General features: G+C 71.1%; 20 protein-coding genes and 1 pseudogene. 10 read left to right on the top strand and 11 right to left on the bottom strand.

Annotation, left to right across the window (positions count from 1 at the left end):
- Positions 1-118 precede the first annotated feature (118 nt).
- The 3 genes from ACVHNB_RS21125 to ACVHNB_RS21115 all read left to right on the top strand — a co-directional run bounded on the left by ACVHNB_RS21125 (position 119) and on the right by ACVHNB_RS21115 (position 2061).
- Positions 119-460: a WhiB family transcriptional regulator gene (locus tag ACVHNB_RS21125; RefSeq protein WP_428957170.1), complete on the top strand. Its 342-nt coding sequence runs from the start codon at positions 119-121 to the stop codon at positions 458-460.
- Positions 461-814: 354 nt separating this feature from the next.
- Positions 815-1066 carry a hypothetical protein gene (locus ACVHNB_RS21120; RefSeq protein WP_456225564.1) on the top strand — a complete coding sequence of 84 codons (252 nt, stop codon included), beginning with the start codon at positions 815-817 and terminating at the stop codon, positions 1064-1066.
- Between the two features lie 23 nt (positions 1067-1089).
- Positions 1090-2061 carry a quinone oxidoreductase family protein gene (locus tag ACVHNB_RS21115; RefSeq protein ID WP_456225563.1) on the top strand — a complete coding sequence of 324 codons (972 nt, stop codon included), beginning with the start codon at positions 1090-1092 and terminating at the stop codon, positions 2059-2061.
- Between the two features lie 128 nt (positions 2062-2189).
- Here the strand turns inward: ACVHNB_RS21115 and ACVHNB_RS21110 are convergent, their stop codons facing one another.
- The 3 genes from ACVHNB_RS21110 to ACVHNB_RS21100 all read right to left on the bottom strand — a co-directional run bounded on the left by ACVHNB_RS21110 (position 2190) and on the right by ACVHNB_RS21100 (position 3751).
- Positions 2190-2552, bottom strand: coding sequence for a winged helix-turn-helix transcriptional regulator (locus ACVHNB_RS21110; RefSeq protein ID WP_428957173.1), 363 nt, complete (start codon positions 2550-2552; stop codon positions 2190-2192).
- A 210-nt stretch (positions 2553-2762) separates the two neighbouring features.
- On the bottom strand, positions 2763-3374 hold the full coding sequence (locus ACVHNB_RS21105; RefSeq protein ID WP_428957174.1) for a GOLPH3/VPS74 family protein: 612 nt from the start codon (positions 3372-3374) through the stop codon (positions 2763-2765).
- A gap of 74 nt (positions 3375-3448) precedes the next feature.
- Positions 3449-3751 (bottom strand): hypothetical protein, encoded by a 303-nt coding sequence (locus ACVHNB_RS21100; protein ID WP_456225562.1) that lies wholly within the window; start codon positions 3749-3751, stop codon positions 3449-3451.
- 207 nt (positions 3752-3958) lie between these two features.
- Here ACVHNB_RS21100 and ACVHNB_RS21095 point away from each other — a divergent pair, with 207 nt between their 5' ends.
- The 3 genes from ACVHNB_RS21095 (at position 3959) to bla (ending at position 6674) form a co-directional block, all read left to right on the top strand.
- Positions 3959-4333, top strand: a complete 375-nt coding sequence (locus tag ACVHNB_RS21095) for a hypothetical protein (RefSeq protein ID WP_456225561.1) — start codon at positions 3959-3961, stop codon at positions 4331-4333.
- 109 nt (positions 4334-4442) lie between these two features.
- On the top strand, positions 4443-5501 hold the full coding sequence (locus ACVHNB_RS21090; protein WP_456225560.1) for a hypothetical protein: 1059 nt from the start codon (positions 4443-4445) through the stop codon (positions 5499-5501).
- 189 nt (positions 5502-5690) lie between these two features.
- Complete coding sequence (bla, locus tag ACVHNB_RS21085; RefSeq protein WP_456225559.1) at positions 5691-6674, top strand: class A beta-lactamase; 984 nt, start codon at positions 5691-5693, stop codon at positions 6672-6674.
- On the opposite strand, the pseudogene ACVHNB_RS21080 reads toward bla, so the two are convergent.
- A pseudogene (locus tag ACVHNB_RS21080) lies at positions 6656-6873 on the bottom strand (tylosin resistance protein TlrC); the annotation flags it as partial. The gene bla and the pseudogene ACVHNB_RS21080 sit on opposite strands and share 19 nt — an antisense overlap.
- A 245-nt stretch (positions 6874-7118) precedes the next feature.
- Between ACVHNB_RS21080 and ACVHNB_RS21075 the strand changes: the two are divergent.
- Positions 7119-7691 carry an RNA polymerase sigma factor gene (locus ACVHNB_RS21075; RefSeq protein WP_456225558.1) on the top strand — a complete coding sequence of 191 codons (573 nt, stop codon included), beginning with the start codon at positions 7119-7121 and terminating at the stop codon, positions 7689-7691.
- Complete coding sequence (locus ACVHNB_RS21070) at positions 7688-8683, top strand: hypothetical protein (protein WP_456225557.1); 996 nt, start codon at positions 7688-7690, stop codon at positions 8681-8683. Before ACVHNB_RS21075 ends, ACVHNB_RS21070 begins: the two co-directional genes overlap by 4 nt.
- Positions 8684-8737: 54 nt before the next feature.
- On the opposite strand, the gene ACVHNB_RS21065 is transcribed toward ACVHNB_RS21070, so the two are convergent.
- The 4 genes from ACVHNB_RS21065 to ACVHNB_RS21050 form a co-directional block, all read right to left on the bottom strand.
- Positions 8738-10717, bottom strand: coding sequence for an acetoacetate--CoA ligase (locus tag ACVHNB_RS21065; RefSeq protein ID WP_428957181.1), 1980 nt, complete (start codon positions 10715-10717; stop codon positions 8738-8740).
- Positions 10714-12333, bottom strand: coding sequence for a bifunctional 3-(3-hydroxy-phenyl)propionate/3-hydroxycinnamic acid hydroxylase MhpA (gene mhpA, locus ACVHNB_RS21060; RefSeq protein WP_456225556.1), 1620 nt, complete (start codon positions 12331-12333; stop codon positions 10714-10716). Before mhpA ends, ACVHNB_RS21065 begins: the two co-directional genes overlap by 4 nt.
- Positions 12334-12342: 9 nt before the next feature.
- Positions 12343-13284, bottom strand: a complete 942-nt coding sequence (locus ACVHNB_RS21055) for a VOC family protein (RefSeq protein ID WP_456225555.1) — start codon at positions 13282-13284, stop codon at positions 12343-12345.
- A gap of 72 nt (positions 13285-13356) precedes the next feature.
- A complete protein-coding gene (locus ACVHNB_RS21050; protein WP_428957184.1) occupies positions 13357-14211 on the bottom strand; it encodes a fumarylacetoacetate hydrolase family protein in 855 nt (284 codons plus the stop codon).
- Positions 14212-14332: 121 nt separating this feature from the next.
- On the opposite strand from ACVHNB_RS21050, the gene ACVHNB_RS21045 reads away from it, so the two are divergent.
- Positions 14333-15013: a GntR family transcriptional regulator gene (locus tag ACVHNB_RS21045; protein WP_456225554.1), complete on the top strand. Its 681-nt coding sequence runs from the start codon at positions 14333-14335 to the stop codon at positions 15011-15013.
- 17 nt (positions 15014-15030) lie between these two features.
- Here ACVHNB_RS21045 and ACVHNB_RS21040 read toward each other — a convergent pair whose 3' ends face one another.
- From ACVHNB_RS21040 to ACVHNB_RS21030, 3 genes are all read right to left on the bottom strand, one after another.
- Positions 15031-15612, bottom strand: a complete 582-nt coding sequence (locus tag ACVHNB_RS21040) for a nuclear transport factor 2 family protein (RefSeq protein WP_456225553.1) — start codon at positions 15610-15612, stop codon at positions 15031-15033.
- Between the two features lie 72 nt (positions 15613-15684).
- Complete coding sequence (locus tag ACVHNB_RS21035; RefSeq protein ID WP_456225552.1) at positions 15685-17115, bottom strand: amidohydrolase family protein; 1431 nt, start codon at positions 17113-17115, stop codon at positions 15685-15687.
- A 54-nt stretch (positions 17116-17169) separates the two neighbouring features.
- Positions 17170-18123 (bottom strand): amidohydrolase family protein, encoded by a 954-nt coding sequence (locus tag ACVHNB_RS21030; RefSeq protein WP_456225551.1) that lies wholly within the window; start codon positions 18121-18123, stop codon positions 17170-17172.
- A 130-nt stretch (positions 18124-18253) separates the two neighbouring features.
- Here ACVHNB_RS21030 and ACVHNB_RS21025 point away from each other — a divergent pair, with 130 nt between their 5' ends.
- On the top strand, positions 18254-19042 hold the full coding sequence (locus ACVHNB_RS21025; RefSeq protein ID WP_456225550.1) for an IclR family transcriptional regulator: 789 nt from the start codon (positions 18254-18256) through the stop codon (positions 19040-19042).
- The last annotated feature ends 107 nt before the right edge of the window (positions 19043-19149 follow it).

The raw sequence follows: 19149 nt of genomic DNA, 5'->3' as shown, positions 1-19149 counted from the left end.
AGCGCGTCGTCCCGCCGCGCAAGGACCGCGACGCGGGGCCCGCAGGGCCGGAAATCGTCACCCGGCGTTCAACTACCGGTGCTGGAATGCCTGTTGGGTATCAGCGTGGCGTACTGTCATGGCTTCGGAAGGCGGTGCGGAAGCTGTGAGTGGTGAGCAGGACACGTGGTGGGAACGAGCGGCGTGTCAACAGGAGGACGGCGAGGAGCTGTTCGCCGAGGGCGCCGCGCAGTCGGCGGGTAAACGCGTCTGCGCCGCCTGCCCGGTCAAGACCGAGTGCCTGGCGCACGCCCTGGACCGGCGCATCGACCACGGAGTCTGGGGCGGCATGACCGAGCGCGAGCGGCGGGCCCTGCTGCGCCGACGTCCCCAGGTCACCTCATGGAGCAACCTCCTGGAGGCGGCGCGCACCGAACATGAGCGGCGGTCCTCGACCGACGCACGCACAGAGGCATCCTGACCCTCGACGGCCGCCGCATTCAGCCCCTTTGAGACACCTACGCGTCCGCAGGACGCAGGGATCACTGAAGACGAGTGAGCCACATGTGTCCTCGCTCTCGCCCCCGACACCGCTGATCGGTTGTGGGACCACGAGGCCCGCGCCATTGAGGCAGCCGGGTAGCGGCAGCGGCATGTGCCGGAGCCGCTTCGGCTCGTCGCGTCTGGACTTGCTGGTCCAAAATGTGCGTCCTACGCTCACGGTCGTGACGCAACGGCCCGCCGTTTCCGGGGGCGCGGCGTGGCCTCTTTCCTGACCACGCCCCCCTGGCGGACGACGCCGACCCGACCGATTCGATCCCGGAGGCACCCCGCCATGTCCGCCCCTGACAAGGACACTCTGGTCCGCGACTTCGTGGACACCTTCCGTGCGCAGGTCGCCGACGCGCTCGCCCTGTTCCTGACCGACGACGTCGTCATCGCCGAGCAGATCCATGGGCTCGCGCTGCCCGGCAAGAAGCTCGCCCCAGTGATGAACATGGCGGTCTACGAGCTCCGCGACGGCCGGATCGCGGCCTGGCGCGACTACACCAACCCCGCCTACGCGTCCGCCCTGTTGCAGGCCTGACCGGACAGAAAGAGGTATGAACCATGCGTGCTGTGGTGCTGAACGAGCTGGGTGGGCCGGAGGTGCTCCGGCTGCGGGAATGGCCCGACCCCGAACCCGGTCCGGGCGAACTGGTCGTCGACATCGAGTTCGCCGGCGTCAACTTCATGGACACCGGGACGCGCGTCGGATTCTCGCTGCCTCGCGAACTCCCCCTTGTCCCTGGGGTCGAGGGAGCCGGCCGGGTCTCCGCGATCGGCGAGGGCGTCCACGATTTCGCTGTCGGAGACAGGGTGGCCTGGGTCTCGGTGCCCGGCAGCTACGCCGAGAGGATCGCGGTCCCCGCTGACCGTGTCGTCCCCGTACCGGACGACATCCCGAGTGACGTCGCCGCCGCGACGATGATGCAGGGAATCACCGCACACCACTTCGTCACCGAGTCGGCGCCGCTGGCCGAGGGCGACACCGCGCTCGTGCACGCGGCCGCCGGCGGCGTGGGGCGCATGCTCACCCACCTGCTCAAACTGCGCGGTGTCCGAGTGATCGGCCTGGTCTCCCGCGAGGAGAAGGTCCCGGCCGCGAAAAGCGCGGGCGCGGACGAGGTCCTCGTCTCCCTCGACGGTGACTTCGTCGACCGGGTCAAGGATCTGACCGGCGGCGAGGGCGTGCACGCGGTGTTCGACGGCGGTGGGGCGAGCACGTTCTGGCCCTCCACCGAAGTACTGCGGCGGTCCGGCACGCTGGTCTACTTCGGCCCGCTGATCGGCGACATCCCCACGGTGCGGCTGTTCGACCTGCCGAAGAGCATCAAGGTCACCTACGCCGTGTTCGCCGACCACATCCACAGCCGGGAACTGCTGCTCCGGCACGCCGGGGACCTGTTCGACAAGATCCGCGAGGGCGGGCTGCGCATCGACATCACCGGGCGCTACCCACTGGGCGAGGCCGACCGAGCCCACACCGACATCGAATCCCGGCGCACCTCCGGCAAGTTGCTGCTCGACCCGAGCCGGTGACCATGACGATGGAGCGGACCCCACGGGCGCGGCCCGAGCACTGACGGGCTGTCCCTACAGTGCACCGAGAACATGTGCCCGTGGGCCCGATCCTGCCGGGTTGTCGGTCCTTCACCGTGACGACCCTGTCAGCAGCCGCCGAGCTGATCCTTCTCCGGCAGGTGTGCCTCCGCCCAGGATTCGAGTGCGGCGAGGGCCGGTTCCAGGGCACGTCCTGACCTCGTCAGCCGGTACGTCACCCGCAGCGGTGGCCCCGCGTCCACCTCGCGCTCGACGAGCCCGGCGGCCCCCAGTTCGCTGAGCCGGTCGGAGAGCATGCGCTCGCTGATCCCGGGAACCGCCCGGCGCAGGTCCGCGAAGTACGCCGGCCCGCCGGTCAGCACGGCGACGATCGGGCCGGTCCAGCGCTTCCCGAGCAGGTGGAAGACCCGGGTGATCCCGGTGCTGACCTGCCGGCATGCGGCGGCGTCATGATTCTGCTCGACCGTCATAGCGTGAGCGTACTTCGCTGGACTGCGCGGACGACAAGAGGCGGATACATGTATTTCCGTTCCAACTGCGGCCTGTCTCGGGCAGGTTGAGCACGATTTCCCGCCTGGCGAGCGGACCCACGAGGCAGTCGCTCAGGAATCACCGGCCCGCTGTGATCTCGTCGTCGATCACCGACCGGACGGTGGTGTGCCGCCATCAGCAGCGGTGTCTTACAGGCCGCGCCAGATGTTGTCGAAGGCGGCGTTCTCGATCGAGCGCCGTTGACGCACGGCCTCCAGCTCCATCACCGCGTCCCCCACGGCGGCCAGGACGCTCGTGGTCACGTCATCGCTGAGGCCCAGCTCCGCGTCCTTGTCGTCGTCGGCCCCGTCGTGGAGCCCGACGGCGCCCGTGAGCGCGGCGAGCACGGGCTCGCCCGACGCACGGCGCTCTTCGGCCTCGCGACGGGCGGGGGAGTCGACGAGAACCTTCCGCTCCGTCCGCGACAGGATCCGGTGGCCGCGTGTACGGATGAGCACCCCGGTCCGCTCCAACTCGTCCGTGTAGGCCGCGGACAGTTCGCGCCCCCGGCGCCACAGCCAGTCCTCGACCGGCTCGTAGGGAGCCTGCCGGACGAGCGAGGCAGCGGCCTCGTCCAGCAGACGGTCGCCGGTCGCCGACCCGGTCCCGGGCACCAGCCGGTCGCCGTCCAGCCCGACGACCTGCGCCTCGACGAGGTCGAGAACCTCGGCCCCGGCGAGCGCGAGCGACAGGTCGCCCTGTCCCACCTCGCGATCAGACGCCGACATGACGATGATCGCTAGATCGCGTGCGGTGTTCATCCATGTCTCCATGTCGATCGGCCGAGTGCGGGGCGGGTGTCCCGGCGTTCCCCGGGCTGTCGCCCCGGGTCCGTTCAGGGTGCCATGCAGAAGAGGGTGACGGCGGGCAGGAGTGCGCCGACGCCGCTGAGCAGCCAGTACTGGGGACGGCTGAGGTGTGTCCTGCGGGCGAAGGGGCGGTTGGCCGCCCACCAGAGAAAGCCGCAACAGGCGATGACGGGGACGAGCACCACGAGCACGACCGCCATGCCGTCGTTCTCCGTCGGCGCCGGGTGCGCCAAGGTCGCGGCGAGATACCAGAGCATCCAGAGAGGGATCACGGCGGGGATTCCGAGGAGCAGATTGACCCCGAGCGCCGTGTACCACCGTCTGACCACTGTCCCCACCCCTTTGATCATGCCCATCAAACCCGAAACCCTGAAGAAAATCCTGTGACATCCTTCACGTGAACCATTTCGCCCGATATTTCGTTTAATCGAGTTTTCGTTGCCTTTCGTGTGGTCGCTGCATATCGTGATGACGTCCGGTTTGACCGGTACCTGGAGCTTGAATTCCAACGAGCCCGTTCGGGTCGAGGAGCTTTCATGAAGCTGGCAAAAAAGGTCATGGCAAGCGTCGGTGTGGCGATGACGGCAGGCGCCCTGATCGCGTCGGTGACGGCACCTGCGTCGGCCGCTCCGGCCGCCCCCGCGACCAGCACCATCAAGCTGTGCCAGAACGCCTACAACTCGGGAGGGCCGTGCGACTACGAGTACGCCCCGGTCCCGAACCTGACCTATGGAGCCGACGGAAACTTCCAGGACAGCATTTCCTACATCAGCAACTATTCGGGGAGGACATGGTGCCTCTTCACCGACAACAACTACGGCGGCATCCAGGGCGTGTTCCAGAACAACTACACGTGGGGCACGCTCAGTTACCCCTACAACGACTCCATCTCCTCCGGTCGTCCCTGCTGAGCTAGGGGCGTCCGTGGCGGGCCGTCGATCCGGACGGATGCGGCGGCCCGCCCCTCAGCCCTCTCCGTACGTGAACACGCGTGACCGCACCCCACGGGAGTCAGGAACTGTGACATCGATCCGCGATCGTGCGGTACGGACATTGCCTCTGCTGGCCATCGGTGCCGTACTTGTGGCCGGTTGCGGCGCGCCGGAACAACAGGTGGCGAAGGCATCCCCGAATCAGCTCGCGCAGACCCTGAAAAAACTGCTTCCGCAAGGACGGTCTACGGAGCTTCCAGAAACCCCGGGTCGGCAGGAAAAGCCGTCGACTTCTACCCGTCTGACCTTCGAGAGAAACGGAATGGCCGGGCGCGTGGAAGTCGCCACGACTCGCCTCCCGGTGCCGGTTCTCCCGCAAAATGCGCGTTGTCCGGACAGCGCCCTCCATCCGTACAGCAAATGCACGACGAAGAAATTTCGCGGGGCGACAATGATGTCCGACAATTCCCCGGTCGACGACTCCCGCCCCACCGCTGCCCGCCGGCTCACCACCGTTCTCACGTATCCGGACGGTCGGCAGCTCGCGATCGCCGAGTCGAACGACCCCGCGGCTCTGTCGAAGCAGGACTCCGCCCGGCAGAGTCCGCCTCTGCCGCTGACCCGGCAACAACTCGCCGACATCGCTGGATCAGCCACTTGGAAGCCGATCCTCGCCGCGCTGCCCGCTCCGGCGCGCCGGCCCGCACCGGACATCGACCAGTCCCTGCCCGCGAGCCGGATCACACACCTCATTGCTGACGTGCTGCCCCGAGGAGTGCTGGTAGCAGACAGGAGCGGTCAGCCCGGGTACGGCCACCTCACCGTCGACGACGGACACGGCAAGTGCCTGATCGCCGTCACGGTGCAGCGCTGGAAGCCGGGCGACCGGACCATCGGCAAGATCTTCGGCAAGGCCCGGCAACTCGCCGACGGCACACTCCTCACGACCGGCACCGGTCCGGCCACGAACGGCGGCAAGGGAGCGATCGAGTGGCGCGCCGACTCCCTGCGCACCGACGGGCTCCGCGTACTCGCCACCGAAGTCAACGCCCGGGCCTACCGGCTTCAGGGAACCCGTCGCACACCGGTACTGAGCCCTGCTCAGCTCACCGGGATCGTCCTCAGCGACGCATGGAGCAAGTCCTGAAGGTCGTACGCGAGGCGTCCGACGAAACGGGGGCGAATGTAGTGGCCGCCGCACCGCTTGATCGGCGAGTGTGTGCAACGGGGCGTCACCGACGCCCCGGCCGGGGCCCCTTCGCGGACCGGCCGTCCGCTCCCCGCGTCCGGGACCCAGCACGTCCCGCGGCCGGGGCCCACCGGAGGGACTCGACCGATGCAGCATCACCGACCGAATGGCCGCCGATCGGTCCGGACCCGCCGTGCGGGCATCGGCGTCTGGGCCGTCCTGACCCTGCTGTCCGCGACGGGGTGCGGGCAGGACGACCGCGCGAGCACCGGAGGGCCGGCCGCCACCACGACGTCCGACCGACCGGCCGCCACTACAACGTCCGACCGGCCGACCGCTCAGAACGGGGCGTTCGCCGACCTGGAGCGCAAGTACCGCGCGCACATCGGCCTCTACGCGGTCGACACCGGCAGCGGCCGTGAGGTCACCTGGAACGACACGCGGCGCTTCTCGTACAACTCGACCGTCAAGTCCTTCCTGGCCGCGGCCGTGCTGAAGAAGAACGGCATCGACGGCATGGACCGCGTCCTGCGCTACGACCGCTCCGACCTCGCCGCCAACTCGCCCGTCAGCGAGAAGCACGTGGACACCGGCATGAGCCTGCGCGCGCTGTGCGACGCCACCGTCCGCTACAGCGACAACACCGCCGCCAACGTTCTGTTCAAGGACATCGGCGGCCCCGGCCGCCTGGGCGCGTTCCTCCAGAGCGAACTGAACGACCGGACCACCCGCACCGACCGCATCGAGCCGTACCTGAGCCGATGGAGCCCGGGGGAGCAGCGTGACACCTCGACACCCCGTCAGATGGCGTCGAACCTGCGCCGCCTCGTCCTCGGCGATGCCTTGCCCACGGCCGAGCGGCGTCAGCTGACCGGCTGGCTGCGGGCCAACACCACCGGCGGGACGGCCATCCGCGCCGGGCTGCCGAAGGACTGGATCGTCGGGGACAAGACCGGTACCGGTTCCTACTACGCGGCACGCGACGACATCGCGGTCATCTGGCCGCCCGGCCGCAAGCCGCTGGTGATGGCGATCCTCACGTATCGCGACGGGGCGAAGAACGCCACGGCGGACGACAGGCTCCTGGCCGACACGGCGAAGGCCGCGGTCACCGCCCTCGCCGTGCGGTAGCCGGCGTAGCCGTCGCCGTACCGGGTGACTCTGCCCTCTCCCGCCTCCAGGACGAGCTGGTCAGATTCTCCGGGAACACCCGGTCGTGGGTGACCGCGACGACGGTGCCGCGGTGCTCGCGCAGGTGCGCCTCGAGCCCGCCGACGGCCTGGTCCTCCAGGTCGTCGGTCGCCTCGTCGAGCAGCGGCAATTCCGGCTGCGTGATGCCGACACGCGCCTCGGCCCGGTGGCCGTCGCGTCCCTCTTACAGGGCGAGATGACCCTCGTACGTCCTGAGAGCCGCGTCGAGACGCGCCGGGGTGTCTTTTGGCAGACCGTGCGTACCGTCTTGCTCGGTGCCGGGTGTCCGGTGTCACCGGCGCAGGGCCCGCGCGAACGCTCTGCCCCGCCGGGCGCAAGTAGGGGGTGAGACCGCCGTCCGGGCGGTCAAGGACAGGGGGGTTCATGGATCCCGATCCCGTTGCGGACGAGGACCTGCTCGTGCGTTCCGCCGCGGAACCGGCCGCGTTCGAGCCGCTGGTCGCCCGGCACTCCGTCGCGCTGCACGCCTATCTCGCACGACGGGCGCCGGCCGCAGCCGACGATCTGCTGTCGGAGGTGTGGCTGCAGGCCTTCGCCCACCGGCACACCTTCGACGCCGCTCGCGGAGCAGCCCGCGCCTGGCTCTTCGGTGTGGCGCGCAACGTACTGGCCCGCCACTGGCAACGCCTCACCCGCGACCCCGGCGCGCCGCCCGCCGGGGAGCCCGCGGGCGGCGACCCGTGGCAGGCGGTCGATCAGCGGCTCGATGCCGTGGCGGCCGGCCCGCTGATCCGGCGCAAGCTCGCCGAGCTGCCGGAGGTCGAGCGGGAGCTGCTGCTCCTCGTGGCCTGGGAGGGGCTCACGCCCACCGAGGCCGCGGCCGTCGTCGGTGTCCCCGCCGGCACCGCCCGCTCCAGGCTGCACCGGGCGCGTGCCCGGCTCCGGTCCCGCCTGTCCGACGGCACCCTCAACACCCTGACGGGAGAACTCGCATGAGCGCGCAGCGACACGAGGTACTCGACTTCCCCGGCGCCGCGGAACTGGTCGCCGCCGGCCGTACACCCGAACCCGACCCCGCCGTCCTGTCCGCGGCGCTGTCCGCGGTCCGCGGCGCGATCGACGACGAGACCGGGCGGGCTCCGGCCCCCGCCGCCGTCGGCCCCCGTGTGGTCGTCCCCCTGTACCGCCGGCGTCGCTTCCTCGCCTCCGCGGCAGCGGTCGCGGCCGTCGCCGCCGCGGCGATCGTCGCCCCTGTGGTCAGCTTGGACGGCGGCAGGCCGGCGGCCGGCGCGGAGGCCGCGGCGTTCTTCAACTCGATGGCGGACAAGGCGGCCACCGGCGCGAACGGCCCGTACTGGAAGATCACTTCGACGCAGTCCGGTCCGGGCACGAAGACCAGGACACGGACCGTCTACCTCGGACCCGACGGGCTGACCGCCGTCGAGAACGGCGAGACGCTCTCCAAACCCCAGCCGCACGGCATGAGCTGGTCCGTCGGAGACGAGCGGCTGGACTGGAACGGACTGAGGGACCTCCCCACCGACCCGTCGGCGCTCCGCGCCAGGCTGGCTGCCGGTAAGGACGGGGCGGCAGCGGACGAGCAGGTCGTCACCGAGGCCGGGGCACTGCTCTCGTTCAGCCCGGCCCGGGCCGAACTGCGCGCCGCGCTCTACCGGGTGATGGCGACCACCCCCGGCGCAGGCATCCGCACCGGAGCGAGCGACGCGGAGGGGCGCACGGGCACGGAGGTGACCTGGAAGTACGCCGCCGCGGACGGTCCGGGCATCACCAGCACCCCGCACTGGATCATCGACCCGGCCACGGGCGGAATCCTCGAGGAGAACCGCACCGCCGCCGAGGACCACGACGGCTCGGGATGCGAGCCCTCGAACGGCGTGGACAAGGAGTGCACGCCATCCCTGTCCGAGGGCGATCTGACCAGTCGGCAGACGTTCCTCTTCAACGGCCCGGTGAACCGCATCGGTTGATCCAGCACCCCACAGGCCCCTCCCCACGGAGGGGCCTGTGCGGCACGTACGGACTCACCGCGCTGCCGCTCCCGGCGCGAACCGCGCGAAGTAGGCGAGCGCCGCGAAGTCGTCGATCGCCTCCCGGCCGGCGACCCGTTCCGGGGCGCCGCCCTGCAGGATGCGCTTGACCGGGACCTCCAGCTTCTTGCCGGTGCGGGTGTGAGGGAGTGCGGGCACCTCGATCACCTCGTCGGGGACGTGCCGCGGCGAGGCATGGGTGCGCAGTGCGGTACGGATCTCCTCGCGATGCGCGTCGGTGAGCGTGACACCGTCAGGCGGCACCACGAACAGCGGCATCCAATAGCCGCCGTCGGGCAGTTCGGCGCCGATGACCAACGAATCCGCCACGTAAGGGAGTTCGTCGACCACCGCGTAGACGTCGGCGCTGCCGAGCCGTACTCCGTGCCGGTTGAGCGTGGAATCGGAACGGCCGGTGATGACGACGCTGCCGTGTGCGGTCACCGTGGTCCAGTCGCCGTGCCGCCACACGCCGGGCCAGGGCGTGAAGTAGGCCGAGCGGTAGCGCTCGCCGTCCGCGTCGTTCCAGAACCGCAGCGGCATCGAGGGCATCGGCCGGGTCACGACCAGTTCGCCCACCTCGTCCGTGACGGCACTGCCGTCGGCGTCCCACGCCTGCAGGTCCACCCCCAGCAGCGGCGCGGAGATCTCGCCCGGCCACACGGGGACGGTCGGTGCGCCGCCCGCGAAACCGCTGACCACGTCCGTACCGCCGCTCGTCGAGGCGAGCTGGACCCCGGGGCCGACATGGTCGCGCACCCACGCGTACGCGCTCGCCGGCAGTGGCGCGCCGGTCGAGCCGACCACGCGCAGCGCATCGAGAGCGAGATCGCGACCCGGCTCGACGCCCGCCTTCTCGCAGGCCAGCAGATAGCCGGGGCTGGTCCCCAGGACCGAGACACGGTGTTCCGCCGCGACCTGCCACAGCCGGTCCGGGCGGGGATGGGCCGGCGCCCCGTCGCACAGGACGAGCGTCGCACCGTGCAGGAGACCGGAGACGAGGAGATTCCACATCATCCAGTTCGGCGTCGTGTACCAGCAGAAACGCTCGCCCGGCGCGAGATCCATGTGCAGCCCCAGGACCTTCAGGTGGTCGAGGAGGACGCCGCCGTGGCCGTGCACGATGCCCTTGGGCACGCCGGTCGTGCCCGACGAGAAGAGCACCCACAGCGGGGCGTCGAAGCGCAGCTGCTCGTAGACCGGCTCCGCCGCTCCGTCCGTCACCTCCGCCCACGACCAGGTCCCTGCCGGGGGCGACGTGCCTGCGGTGGGGCCGGGACCGGGGACACGGACGGTGTCCCGCACCGACGGCAGCGCCGTGCGGAGCTCGTCGGACTCGGCACGCCGGTCGTGTTCACGGCCGTTCCAGCGGTAGCCGTCGACGGTGAACAGGACGACCGGTTCGAGCTGCCCCAGACGGGCGGCGGCTCCGGCCGCGCCGTAGTCGGGCGCGCACACGGACCAGACGGCGCCCACGGACGCGGCGGCCAGGAACGCGATCACCGCGTGCTCGGTATGGGGAAGGTATCCCGCCACCCGGTCGCCGGGCCGCACCCCGCGCCCCCGCAGCCATGCGCCGAGCGCCCCGACCTGACGGCGCAGCTCGTCCCAGCCCACCTCGCGGGACGTGCCGTCCTCCCCCGTGGCGATCAGCGCGGGGCTGTCCCCACCGGGGTGGCGCAGCGCGTGCTCGGCGTAGTTGAGGCGGGCACCGGGGAACCATCGGGTGCCTGGCATCGCGCCTTCCACCACCGCCGTGTACGGAGTCGAGGAGCGGACCTTGAAGAACTCCCAGACAGCCGACCAGAATCCGTCCAGGTCGGACACCGACCAGGCGTGCAGTGCGGCGTAGTCGTAGGGATCGCGCGGAGCCGCGGCCGAGCGGCGGGCGGCGAGGTCGGTGAAGGCGGCCAGCCGCGAGGCATCTGCGATTTCTGGAGAAGGAACCCAGATGGGCCCGACGGCGGCGCTCATGCGTCACCTGCAAGGGCCGGGGCGATCGAGGGGCTGTCGGCGCCCGTGAGGTCCGCACGCAGCGCGGCGACGACGGCACGCAGCCCGTCCGCGTCCTCGAAAGAGCCGAAGACGTAGTGATCGGGGCGGACCACCGCGCCCAGATGCCCGGCGGCCGCCAGGTGCGGGAGATAGAAGTTGTCGACGTCCACCGCGTCGTGCTCACCGTCGCCCGGGTCCTGCGGCGGGGTGAACCGGATCGTGCGCGCACCGATGGTGTCGAGGAAGGCCAGGTCGTCGCTGTCCAGCGCGGCCCGCGGGTCCTCGCTCGCGCAGACCAGGAAACCGGCTCCGACGGCTTGGTCCAGCAGGTCCGTCACGCCCCGGTGGCGGACGCGTCCCTGCGGGCTGAGTGCCCCGGCCGCACCGGCGGGCGCGCCGTCGAGGCCATGGTGCACGAGGCCGTCGCCGAGGGCGGGCGGTGGCACGGGCGGCAGAGCCCGCGCGGGGTCGCAGTCCGCCCCGAGCAGCGCGGCGTCCCGGGCGGTGGCAGCGGACGGGTCCGTCACACAGATGACCTTGCCCAACTCCACGGAAATGCCGATGGCATGGCGTACGTGCGTGGTCCGCTCCGAGGTGTACGTGTCCAGCAGCGCGGGGTCCGCCGCACCGCCGGTGACCAGTGACAGCTTCCAGCCGAGGTTGGCGGCGTCACGGATGCCCGAGCACATGCCCTGTCCGGCGAAGGGCGGCATCTGGTGGGCGGCGTCTCCGGCCAGCAGCAGCCGGCCGTCGCGCCAGCGGTCGCACCAGCGGGCCTGGAAGGTGTACAGGGCGTGCCGTTCCAGTGCCGCATTCTCCGGTGCGATGCCCCAGGGTTCCAGCAGCTTCCAGGCGGTGGCCTCCGTGTTCAGGTCCTCGCGGCTCTCACCGGGCATCCGCATGAACTCCCACCGGCGTCGGCCGGGTCCGGCGGAGACGGCGGTGGTGGGCCGGGCCGGATCGCACACCTGGATGTTCGTCGGCGACCACGGCTGTTCCTCGTGGGGCAGCACGTCCACGATCAGCCAGTCGTAGAAGAAGCCGAGATCGGTCACGGTGGTGTCCATCGCGGCGCGCACGAAGCTGTTCGCGCCGTCGCAGCCGACCAGCCAGGGGGCGCTGAGCCGGCGCTCGGTGCCGTCTGCGGCGCGTGCGGTCAGGTGTGCCGCGTCGGCGTCCTGACGGACGGACACGACATCGAGGCCGCGCAGCAGGGTGATCTCCGGGCGCAGGCGTGCGGCCTCCTCCAACGCCTGTTCCAGTTCCGGCTGGTGGAACATGGACGCGGTCGGCCACCCCGAGGGCCCCGTGCCGGACCAGTCGAAGCGCAGGAGCGGCGTGCCCGCGCCGTTGCGCCACTCGTATGTGTCCGCGGGCGCGACCCGCTCAGCCGCATAGGCGCCGACTCCGGCCCCGGCGAGCAGGCGCGCGACCTCGTCGTCGAAGTGGACCGCGCGCGGCAGCCGGTAGGGATGGGGCCAGCGTTCGACGACGGTGGTCCGTACGCCGTCGCGGGCCAGGAAGAGGGCCAGCGCCAGGCCGACAGGGCCGGCGCCGACGACGAGCACATCGCTGTCAGGAAGGGAACGGTCCATGCCTGCCGCCTAATTGGCGGGGGCGCTGTGAGCGCCCGTCATCAGACCGGCCAGATCCTCGGGAGCGAGGAACGAGGGAGGCGGAGGCGGCCCCCAGGCCCACAGCGCGCGGGCCCCTTCCCAGACGCCGGGCTTCCACAGCTCGTCGTCCACGATGCAGTCCAGGTCGGAGTAGTACTCCGAGAAGTTGCCGGCCGGGTCCTTGAGGTACCAGAAGAAGTTGGAGCCGATGAAGTGCCGGCCCAGGCCCCACGTGTGCCGTTCCGGATCGGCCTCGAGCATGGCGGAAGCGCCACGGCCGATCTCGTCGATGTCGTCCACCTGCCAGGACGTGTGGTGCAGGAAGGCCACGGGAGCCTGCTGCACCAGGATGTTGTGGTGATCGGTGGAGCAGCGCATGAAGGCGGCGAAGCCGGGGACGGTGTCGCTGACCTTGAAGCCGATCCCCTCCTGGAAGAACCGCTGCGAGCCCTCCTGGTCGGTGGAGCCGAGCACCACGTGGCCCAGTTTGCGCGGGCGGACCCGGTCCTCACGCAGGATGCCCGGTGCGCGCAGCCCGATCCGCTCCGTCGACCCGGGAGCGTTGTAGGGGCCGGGCGTGGTCGGTTCCTGCGCGTAGCGCGGGGCGATCTCGACCCGGACCAGTACCTCGGTCCCGGGGTCCACGGCGGTGACGGAACCCTCGCCGAGCTGGGGATCGAAGCCGAGCCGGGTCAACCGGGAGGCGACGCGGGCCAGATCATCGGGGTCGTCGGCGCCGACGCCGAGCTCGAGCAGACGGCGCCGCGGCGCTTCGGCGATCCTCAGCTGTTCGCCGCCGTCCACGGTGGACAACGTGTGCGAGGTGCCGTGCACGCCGGACGGCGTGAGCCCGAACTCCTCGTAGTAGGCGGCGGTGCCCACAGGGTCGGGGACACCCATGACGATCTGGGTCAGACGGTGCAGTGACATGTGTGCGGCTCTCTTCGTCGAGAAACGGCGGACTGCGTTGTGCTGCTGGACTGAGCGGGAAGGCGGGGCGTCTCAGGCGGTGAGGGGTGTCCGCAGGGTGCCGATGCCTTCGACGGTGGTCACCAGAACGTCGCCGGGGGTCAGAAAACGCTGGGGCGAGCGGGCCATGCCGACGCCGGCCGGGGTGCCGGTGAAGACGAGATCGCCCGGCAGGAGCGGGCAGACGGCCGAGAGCTGCACGATCAGCTCCGGCACATCGAAGATCATGTTGGACGTGCGGCTCTTCTGCAGAACTTCGCCGCCCTCCAGCGCGCAGGAGATCTCCAGATCGTCGGGGTCGTCGAACTCGTCCGGTGTGACCAGCTCCGGGCCGATCGGCGCGAATCCAGGGTAGGACTTGCCGAGCGAGAACTGAGGCGCGGGACCGGCGAGTTGAAGGACGCGCTCGGAGAGGTCCTGGCCGACGGTGAGGCCTGCCACGTACGACCAGGCCTCCTCGCGCGTCGCGCGGTGGCAGCGTCGGCCGATCACGGCGACCAGCTCGGCCTCCCAGTCGACGTTCCCCTGCGGCAGGGTCACAGGGGCGTCGTGTCCGGCGACGGAGGTGGCGAACTTGGTGAACACCGTCGCGGATTCCGGCGCGCCGAACCCCGACTCGGCAGCGTGGTCGCGGTAGTTGAGCCCGATCGCGAAGATCTGCGCAGGGCTCGGCGCGGGCGGCCCCCACGCCGCACCGTCCCCTGCCACCGGAGCGGTCCCGGCCCTCCCGCCGAGCCCCTGTTCCCCGGCCCAGGCGAGGAAGGCGTCCCAGTTCGCGTACACCTCCTGCGGATCGGGGCCGAAGCGGCCCCCGCTCGCCTCGGCGACGTCCACGGGACCGTCCGGGCCCCGCAGCACGAGTCGTCCGTCGATGTTGGCCAGGCGCATGGAGTCTCCCGAGGGGGTTCGGTGCGGTGAGTGCTCCGTCAGTCTCGGACTGTTTTCTCGGTAGGGCAAGAGATTAACGATATTTTCTCAACCTGGCGCCAAGCTGGTACTCTCCGTGGTCATGGCGCAGGCGAAACAGACACGGGCAGGGGCGGTCTACGCGGCGATCCGCGAGGAGATCTTCCAAGGCACGCTCCGCCCCGGGCAGCGACTGCGCCTGGTCGAGCTCGCAGGACGCTTCGGCGTCAGCCAGTCCGTCGTGCGCGAGGCACTCACCCGGCTGTCCGAGCAGGACCTGGTCGTGGCCGCGCCGCAGCAGGGCTTCCGCGTCGTCACCCTCTCCCGCGCCCACCTCGACGAGCTCACCGACGCCCGGATCGAGATCGAATCCCTGGTCCTGCGCCGCTCGATCACTCGCGGCGACATCCAGTGGGAGTCCGAAGTCGTCGCCGCCCATCACCGCCTCAGCGCCACCCTGCCCCTGCGTGCGGACGGCCTCCAGAACGACGACTGGTTCGCGGCCCACGAGCGCTTCCACCAGGCGCTGCTCGAAGGCTGCGGCAACGACCGGCTGCTCTCCGTCGCGATGTCCCTGCGCGACGCCGCGACCGTCTACCGCCGCTGGTCGGTCCCGGTCGCCCACGACGTGACGCGCGATGTCGCCGGCGAGCACCGTGCGCTGATGGAAGCCGCGCTCGCCCGCGACGCCGACAAGGCCGCCGGGCTGCTCGCCGCCCACCTCGACCGCACGGCCTCCGCGCTGCGCGCCGTCGTCGAGGAGGGGGCGGAGCCCGCCGTCTGACTCCGGCGGCGATCACGTCATCCCCGCAGCCACGCGAAGGTATCGGCATAGAACGCCGCCGTGCGCTCCGGCTGATCGTCGCCGAGCAGGTCGTCCGCCACCTCGTAGCCGCGGCGGGACAGGTGCAGGGCGAGGATGGCGTACGGCGCGCGGAAGTCGGCGAGGTCCTGCGGGCGCAGGGCGATCGGCCGGCCGGGCACGACCGGGGCAATGGTGTCCCGTTCGTAGACGCAGTCCAGCGCGAGGATGCCCCAGCGGCCGTCGCGGCGTTCGAGGCGGTTCACGATGCGGGTGCAGGAGACGAGGTCGACGAGCACGCCGTCCATGTCGGTGCGTACCTCGATGGCGGCGGGTGTCTCGGCGAACGCCCGGTCCCCGACGATCTGGACGGTCGGCGGGGACAGCCGGTGGACGCTGGAGTCACCACGGCCCGCCATGGCCTCGGAGGCGGCCACGAACCCCGGCCCGTCACCCCGGTACCAGCTGAGGGTCACCGTGGAATCGGGCCAGTAGCAGGACCGCATCTGGTCCCACCAGCCGCGGTCACGTCCTTGGCGCTCGCGCAGCACGGTCTGCGCGACGCGATCGATGTCCGTCATGAAGTGCTCCCTGCTGCAAGGCCGTTGATGCGGCGCTCGGGCCCGCCGTGCGTGGGCCCGCCGTGCGTGGGGTCAGTCGACGCGGCGGGCCGTGGCGAGCCGGTCCTTGAGAGCGGTGAGGTCGGACGCGCCGTAGTACCGGCCGGCGCGCACCACGCCGCCTACGCCGTGCAGATGGGCCGCGCTCTCGACGGGATCGGCGTCCAAGAGGACGAGATCGGCGATCTTGCCCGGCTCGACCGTGCCCATCGTGTCCGTGGTCCCGAGGAACTCGGCGGCGGACAGGGTCAGCATCTGCAGCAGACGCAGCGGCCCGAGCCCCGCCTGCGCCAGCAGGTCGATCTCGTCGTGGAGCGCGGCACCGGGCACGACCCAGACCGCCCCGGACGAGTCCGTGCCGACGAGCATCCTCACGCCTGCCCGGTCGAAGACGCGGGCCATGTCGTACTCCAGGCGGTGCGAGGCGGCGAACGTGGCACGCTGCTCCGGCGTGAACCGCTTGCGGAACTTCGTCGCCGCGCCCTTCCAGGTACGCACGGTGGCCGGTGACATGTAGCGCAGGTCCGGGTCGTCGGCGAAGGCCGGGTCGTCGCAGAGCTTGCTGGTCCGCTGCCGGATGAGGGTCGGCACGTGCCACGTTCCGTCCGCCGCGAAGCGCTCGGCCAGTTCGCGCGTGCGTCCCTCGTCGTAGGTACGGACGGCGTGGTCGAGGATGTCCACGTCCTCGGACTTGTTGAGGGCGACAGGGTTGAGGACCACCCGCCTCATGACGGCGTTCACGACACGGTCCATGAACGGCAGCCGGACCTTCGGCAGGGACAGTCTCTGCCGGGCGCCCGAGGCCCGTTGGATGGAGTGCTCGTCGGTGGAGCAGCAGGCGAGGACACCGAGCCCGGCTCCGAAGTGTTCGATGGACTTCATGCCGAGCGCCGAGGCCTTGAGGACGTCGATGCCGGCGGGCAGATGGCCCACGATCGGCACGCCGAGGCGCAGGGCCTCCGCCTGGGCGTCGAAGAACCGCTCCTTGGTCATGGCGGCGGACTTCACGAAATCGGCCCCGGCCCGCACCTGTTCACGCACCGCCGCGGTGGCCTCGTCGGCCGTGCCGGTGTTCAGCATGGTCAGGAGCGGGCCCGGCAGAGCGAGCAGCGCCGGTGCGGCCTCGGGGAACCGCAGCGAGCCGGAAGCGCGGGCGCGCAGCAGGTCGAGATCCCCGGACATCTGCCGGTAGCCGGTGATGCCGTGGGCGAGCATCAGCGCGTGGGCGGCATCGACGTCGCCGCCGCGGCCGAGCGGGTGGGCGTGCATGTCGTTGTAGCCCGGCACCACGTACCGGCCCTCGGCGTCCACCACCTCCGCGCCGTCCGGCTCGGCCAGCTCCGGGCCGACGGCGGTGATGACGCCGTCCTGGACCAGTACGTCGGTGTCGCGGCTCAGCGCTCCGTCTCGGGTGTCGACGACGGTGGCGCGGCGCAGGAGGAGGGCTGGGGGAACAGGAGCCATGGTCTTCGATCCTTCGATCCTTCGGACACGAGGGGAGGGGGCGGAGCGTGGCGGTCAAGGAGCGTCGGGGGTGAACAGCCGGTGCGCGTTGCGGGTGGTGAGATCCCGCCAGGTGTCGCCGGTGCCCGGCTGCTCCGCGGCGTCGACGGACGCGACCTGGTCGAGGACCGACCCGGCGGGGGTCCAGCAGTAGTCGCTGCCGTACAGAAGGCGTTCGGTGCCGAACGCGGCCCGAAGGGCGGGGACTTGGCGCGGGAAGGGGGTGCCCGCCAGGTCGTACCAGAGGCGGCCGAGCTGCTCCACGACGGATTCCTCGGAGCCGTCGCCCAGGAGGGGGCGGAACAATTCCATGCGGTCCGCGAGCAGGGGGAGGGCGCCGCCGCCGTGCGTGAGCACCCAGCGGATGCGGGGATGGCGGGTGAGGACGCCGCGGAAGAGGAGGTCGCTCGCGGCGCGGGCCGAGTCGAAGAGGAACTCCAGCATCGGCCGAGGTCGGCCCAGACCGACCTCGTCGGCGTGCGGAGGGGACGTGGGATGGACGAAGACGACGGCGCCGCGACGGTCCAGTTCCTGCCACAGCGGCTCCAGACGTGGGTCGCCGAGGTAGAGGCCGTGGTGGTTGGTCTCCACCGCCACGCCGTCGGCGCCGAGCACGTCGAGGCTGTGGGTCGCCTCGGCGAGCGCGCCGTCGACGTCGGGCAGGGGCAGGGCGGCGAAGTGCCCGAAGCGCTCCGGCCGCTCGGCGCGGACCCGGGCGCCGAACTCGTTGACCTCGCGCGCCAGCGCGCGAGCCGCCGTGTCGTCACCGAAGTGCACGCCGGGGGAGGACACCGACAGGTAGGACTTGTCGATGCCCGAACGGGCCATCACATCCAGGTGCTGCTCGACGCTCCACTCCGGCCAGCCCGGCATCCCGTCGGGGTGCGCGATGCCGAAGGCGCGGGCGGCGGCGACGTAGCCGTCGGTGACGAAGTGCGCGTGGACGTCCACGAGTCCGGTCGAGGTCATGCAAGTACTCCCTGGCTGTCGAACGCGTCGAACCTGTCGAACGTGTCGGACCGGCGGACCTGTCGTTGCCTGTCGGTCCCTATGGGTGCACCGTAAGAAGGACGCCCGTACATTGGCATGGGTGGTTCCGATGAATGAAACGCCGGTCCCGGGCGGTGCCGGACGCCGACGCGGGGGCCGGCCCGCCGAGGGGCAGCCGGTCATCGAGCGGGCATTCGCCCTGCTCGGCGCGTTCGACAGCGACCACCGCGCGCTGTCCCTCGCGGACCTCGCACGGCGCAGCGGCACGCCGCGCAGCAGCGCGCTTCGCCTCGCCCGGTCGCTCGTCCAGGTGGGTGCCCTGGAGCGGCTCGACGACGGCCGGTTCGTGGTGGGGCTGCGGCTGCTGGAGACGGCGTCTTTGGCGCCGCGCGGGCACGGGCTGCGCGCGGTGGCCATGCCGTTCATGGAGGACCTCTTCCATGTCACGCGGCAGCATGTGCTGCTCGCGGTGCGGAACGACGACGAGGCTCTGCTTGTCGAGCGGCTCTCGGCGCTGGATGCCAGTCCCGTGCGCTACCGCGTGGGAGGCAGGCTGCCGCTGGCGTCCACGGGGGTGGGCCTGGTGCTGCTGGCGTTCGCGCCGCTCGCCGTGCAGGAACGGGCCATCGCGGCGTACGACCCCGGGCACGGCGGCGAGGACATCCTTTCCGGCGAGGACCTGCGGCGCGTCCTCGCCGAGGTACGGCGCGCCGACTTCGCCCGGGGACATCAGAACCGCCCGTGGCCCAGGAGCACGGTGGCCGCGCCGGTGCGCGACGGCGACGACGTCGTGGCGGCCCTGTCGGTCGTCGTCCCCGGGACCAGCGGCTCGGACCCCGGGTACGGTCCGGCCGTGCGGGCGGCGGCGCGGGCGGTCTCGCGACGCCTCTCGGAGTGAGTGCCGGACGGCGTGCCCTTCGTCGTAAGCCGCACCGGGCGCCCACACCCGTCAGATCCCGCACGGGACGTCCACACCGGTCAGGCACCGCATCAGCCGTTGCACCA

Source organism: Streptomyces sp. YJ-C3 (assembly GCF_053891275.1).
The sequence above is the reverse complement of the archived record's forward strand: the minus strand, read 5'-3'. Positions and strand labels throughout refer to the sequence as shown.

Excerpts from the sequence above, each read along its gene's own strand:
- ACVHNB_RS21125 (WP_428957170.1), top strand. The coding sequence starts at position 119 with ATGGCTTCGGAAGGCGGTGCGGAAGCTGTGAGTGGTGAGCAGGACACG.
- ACVHNB_RS21120 (WP_456225564.1), top strand. The coding sequence starts at position 815 with ATGTCCGCCCCTGACAAGGACACTCTGGTCCGCGACTTCGTGGACACC.
- ACVHNB_RS21115 (WP_456225563.1), top strand. The coding sequence starts at position 1,090 with ATGCGTGCTGTGGTGCTGAACGAGCTGGGTGGGCCGGAGGTGCTCCGG.
- ACVHNB_RS21110 (WP_428957173.1), bottom strand. The coding sequence starts at position 2,552 with ATGACGGTCGAGCAGAATCATGACGCCGCCGCATGCCGGCAGGTCAGC.
- ACVHNB_RS21105 (WP_428957174.1), bottom strand. The coding sequence starts at position 3,374 with ATGAACACCGCACGCGATCTAGCGATCATCGTCATGTCGGCGTCTGAT.
- ACVHNB_RS21095 (WP_456225561.1), top strand. The coding sequence starts at position 3,959 with ATGAAGCTGGCAAAAAAGGTCATGGCAAGCGTCGGTGTGGCGATGACG.
- bla (WP_456225559.1), top strand. The coding sequence starts at position 5,691 with ATGCAGCATCACCGACCGAATGGCCGCCGATCGGTCCGGACCCGCCGT.
- ACVHNB_RS21075 (WP_456225558.1), top strand. The coding sequence starts at position 7,119 with ATGGATCCCGATCCCGTTGCGGACGAGGACCTGCTCGTGCGTTCCGCC.
- ACVHNB_RS21070 (WP_456225557.1), top strand. The coding sequence starts at position 7,688 with ATGAGCGCGCAGCGACACGAGGTACTCGACTTCCCCGGCGCCGCGGAA.
- ACVHNB_RS21065 (WP_428957181.1), bottom strand. The coding sequence starts at position 10,717 with ATGAGCGCCGCCGTCGGGCCCATCTGGGTTCCTTCTCCAGAAATCGCA.
- mhpA (WP_456225556.1), bottom strand. The coding sequence starts at position 12,333 with ATGGACCGTTCCCTTCCTGACAGCGATGTGCTCGTCGTCGGCGCCGGC.
- ACVHNB_RS21055 (WP_456225555.1), bottom strand. The coding sequence starts at position 13,284 with ATGTCACTGCACCGTCTGACCCAGATCGTCATGGGTGTCCCCGACCCT.
- ACVHNB_RS21050 (WP_428957184.1), bottom strand. The coding sequence starts at position 14,211 with ATGCGCCTGGCCAACATCGACGGACGACTCGTGCTGCGGGGCCCGGAC.
- ACVHNB_RS21045 (WP_456225554.1), top strand. The coding sequence starts at position 14,333 with ATGGCGCAGGCGAAACAGACACGGGCAGGGGCGGTCTACGCGGCGATC.
- ACVHNB_RS21040 (WP_456225553.1), bottom strand. The coding sequence starts at position 15,612 with ATGACGGACATCGATCGCGTCGCGCAGACCGTGCTGCGCGAGCGCCAA.
- ACVHNB_RS21035 (WP_456225552.1), bottom strand. The coding sequence starts at position 17,115 with ATGGCTCCTGTTCCCCCAGCCCTCCTCCTGCGCCGCGCCACCGTCGTC.
- ACVHNB_RS21030 (WP_456225551.1), bottom strand. The coding sequence starts at position 18,123 with ATGACCTCGACCGGACTCGTGGACGTCCACGCGCACTTCGTCACCGAC.
- ACVHNB_RS21025 (WP_456225550.1), top strand. The coding sequence starts at position 18,254 with ATGAATGAAACGCCGGTCCCGGGCGGTGCCGGACGCCGACGCGGGGGC.